The sequence below is a fragment of the Providencia sp. CIM-Carb-044 genome (genome assembly GCF_033901115.1).
In the GTDB taxonomy this organism is placed as follows: Bacteria; Pseudomonadota; Gammaproteobacteria; order Enterobacterales; family Enterobacteriaceae; genus Providencia; species Providencia hangzhouensis.
Window position 1 is genome coordinate 1 of sequence record NZ_JAXADV010000042.1, and the last position, 3,325, is coordinate 3,325.

Annotated in this window: 5 protein-coding genes; all 5 read right to left on the bottom strand. The window is 50.3% G+C overall.

Annotation, left to right across the window (positions count from 1 at the left end; all coding sequences use genetic code 11):
* Positions 1 to 581: phosphoribosylanthranilate isomerase (locus SJ312_RS23045; protein ID WP_269689095.1), on the bottom strand; the 581-nt coding region annotated here is incomplete at its 3' end.
* Positions 582 to 585: 4 nt separating this feature from the next.
* Positions 586 to 951, bottom strand: coding sequence for a bleomycin binding protein Ble-MBL (gene ble, locus SJ312_RS23050; protein ID WP_004201167.1), 366 nt, complete (start codon positions 949 to 951; stop codon positions 586 to 588).
* Positions 952 to 954: 3 nt separating this feature from the next.
* On the bottom strand, positions 955 to 1,767 hold the full coding sequence (locus SJ312_RS23055; protein ID WP_004201164.1) for a subclass B1 metallo-beta-lactamase NDM-1: 813 nt from the start codon (positions 1,765 to 1,767) through the stop codon (positions 955 to 957).
* 100 nt (positions 1,768 to 1,867) lie between these two features.
* Positions 1,868 to 2,893, bottom strand: coding sequence for an IS30-like element ISAba125 family transposase (locus SJ312_RS23060; RefSeq protein ID WP_004994718.1), 1,026 nt, complete (start codon positions 2,891 to 2,893; stop codon positions 1,868 to 1,870).
* Between the two features lie 151 nt (positions 2,894 to 3,044).
* A partial coding sequence (locus SJ312_RS23065; protein ID WP_319868402.1) for a phosphotransferase occupies positions 3,045 to 3,325 on the bottom strand: 281 nt, incomplete at its 5' end.

Consider the following 3,325-nt stretch of genomic DNA (forward strand, 5'->3'; position numbering starts at 1 on the left):
GGCGCGCTTTCGACGCCGCTGGAGGTATCGACCAGCGGCGCTCCGGTGCGCGCAATCGCCTCGGCAACATTCGTCGGATTTAGCCCGCCTGCCAGCCCCCACGGCAAGGCACCGCGATATCCGGCCAGCAGCGACCAGTCGAACGCCAACCCCATGCCGCCGGGCAGCGCGCCTTTGGGGGTCTTGGCGTCGAACAAGATCAAGTCCGCCGCCCCGGCATAGGCTGCGGCGCGTGCGACATCGCTGGCGCTGGCGACGGGCAGCGCCTTCCACACCGGCTTGCCAAACCGCGCGCGCAACTGGGCCACGCGTTCGGGCGATTCCGAACCGTGCAGCTGCAGCGCGTTCAGCTTGGCTGCCACCAGTGCGTCGGCGATGACAGCATCATCCGCATCGACGAACAAACCGACCATGGCGATCTGGCCAGCTGCGCGCGATGTCAAAGCGCCCGCGACATTCGACGTAACCGCACGGGGCGACGCTGGATAGAACACCAACCCGGCATAGTCCGCCCGCGCCGCGATGGTCGCATCGAGCGCCTCGGGTGTGCTGATCCCGCAAATCTTGATTTTCGCGGGCATGCGGTCAGTCGGGGTTCTGGATCAGCCGCACCAGCGTGCAGTCGGGATCGATCAGGTAGCCGATCCTCAGGCCGCTCGCCTCCAGTTGCGGAGCTTTGAAGCGCGGCCAGCCGGTGCTTTTTTCCTCGGCTCCCGCCGCGTTCACCAATGCCACCATGGCATCGAGATCATCCAACCGCAGGCAACAGCCGAACGAGCTCGTAGCTGGGTCGAGGTCAGGATAGGGGAAGAATTCGAGCTGCAAACCGCCGCGCTGCAGGATCATCCAGCCGCGATCCTTCCAACTCGTCGCAAAGCCCAGCTTCGCATAAAACGCCTCTGTCACATCGAAATCGCGCGATGGCAGATTGGGGGTGACGTGGTCAGCCATGGCTCAGCGCAGCTTGTCGGCCATGCGGGCCGTATGAGTGATTGCGGCGCGGCTATCGGGGGCGGAATGGCTCATCACGATCATGCTGGCCTTGGGGAACGCCGCACCAAACGCGCGCGCTGACGCGGCGTAGTGCTCAGTGTCGGCATCACCGAGATTGCCGAGCGACTTGGCCTTGCTGTCCTTGATCAGGCAGCCACCAAAAGCGATGTCGGTGCCGTCGATCCCAACGGTGATATTGTCACTGGTGTGGCCGGGGCCGGGGTAAAATACCTTGAGCGGGCCAAAGTTGGGCGCGGTTGCTGGTTCGACCCAGCCATTGGCGGCGAAAGTCAGGCTGTGTTGCGCCGCAACCATCCCCTCTTGCGGGGCAAGCTGGTTCGACAACGCATTGGCATAAGTCGCAATCCCCGCCGCATGCAGCGCGTCCATACCGCCCATCTTGTCCTGATGCGCGTGAGTCACCACCGCCAGCGCGACCGGCAGGTTGATCTCCTGCTTGATCCAGTTGAGGATCTGGGCGGTCTGGTCATCGGTCCAGGCGGTATCGACCACCAGCACGCGGCCGCCATCCCTGACGATCAAACCGTTGGAAGCGACTGCCCCGAAACCCGGCATGTCGAGATAGGAAGTGTGCTGCCAGACATTCGGTGCGAGCTGGCGGAAAACCAGATCGCCAAACCGTTGGTCGCCAGTTTCCATTTGCTGGCCAATCGTCGGGCGGATTTCACCGGGCATGCACCCGCTCAGCATCAATGCAGCGGCTAATGCGGTGCTCAGCTTCGCGACCGGGTGCATAATATTGGGCAATTCCATCAAGTTTTCCTTTTATTCAGCATTAAAAACCCCGCAAATGCGAGGCCTAGTAAATAGATGATCTTAATTTGGTTCACTGTAGCAAAAATATGGGGCGAATTCAAACATGAGGTGCGACAGTTTCAAAAGCCATATGATAATCAACAAGCTGAGCAAATTTCTCTAATGGTGTAAGCCAATCTAACGCCTTTCTAGGACGAGTATTCAGTGACATGGCAACTTGATTTAAATAATGCTGATCTGCCTGATTTAAATCAATCCCTTTAGGTAAATATTGCCTAATTAAACCATTCATATTTTCGCATGTGCCTTTTTGCCAGGGTGAATGTGGGTCACAGAAATATACATCTATGCCTAAATCTTCTTCGAGTATTTTATGTTCTGACATCTCACGTCCACGGTCATAGGTCAACGTTTTACGCAGTTCTGCAGGTAAATATTTCAGAGCTTCAGTTAAAGCCTTGCGCACTGATTCTGCCTTTGCATCAGGTAATGTTGCCAAGATACAGAGCCGTGTATTTCGTTCAATAAGTGTTGCTATCGAACTTTTATTGTCTTTACCTTTAATTAAATCAGCTTCCCAATGACCCGGTATTTTTCTTTCTTGAACTTCGGCTGGGCGCTCATGAATAGTTTTAATATCCTGTAATATAGAATCTTTTTTAGGTTCACCGTTAGCTTTTCGCTTTTTATTTTCATGACGTAGACAGGATAATAAGTCTTTTTTCAACTCACCCTTTGGTAATGCTCGTATCGTTGAATAAATCGTTGTATGGCTTACATTCATTGTTTGATCCAAATCAGGAAATGTCTTTAAACGCTTTGCTATTTGCTGAGGAGACCATAAACAACGGATCGCTTCAACAATAAATTTCCAGAGGATTGAATCGATTTTGAGTTTTCTGTGACCACGTCTACGTCTAGCGAAGGTGTTATCAGAAGCATATCGAGCTTGATAAACGTCATTGATGCTATTTCTTTTAAGCTCACGATAGATCGTACTAGGATGTCTTTTAATGAGTTCAGCAAATTTTCTGGCTGAAAAGCCTTCTTTTCTTGACTCAAGCATTAATGCAGTACGATCTTCAAAGTTAAGATGATGGTATGACAATTTTATATACTCCATAAACCCTTTAAATTAATTAGGTGGTTTATGTCGCACTTCAAGTTTTACTCTGCCAACTTTAAATCAGTGGCTCCACTAACACTCTTCACTTATTTATTTAAAATTTAGCGACGTTAAAAGACAATTAAGTATTTTTAGATAATGCTTAGAATCAATTCAATTCATCAAGTTTTAAAAAATAATTCCTTTTGTCAGGTCTATCATTTTTTAAATGCTTTAAAAATATTTTAGCAGTTTCCTCCGAGGCATCCTCTCTTAGGCAACGTTCAACAAAGGATATATCTACAAATTCATCAGCTAACCCAGCACGGCCAAGATCTAAAAAGTAAATTTCATTGAATTTATCTATAAAAATATTACTATCCGTGATATCGCCATGAGAAAAAACCAATCTTTCTTCAACACGAGTCTCAGTTAACTCATTCCATAGAC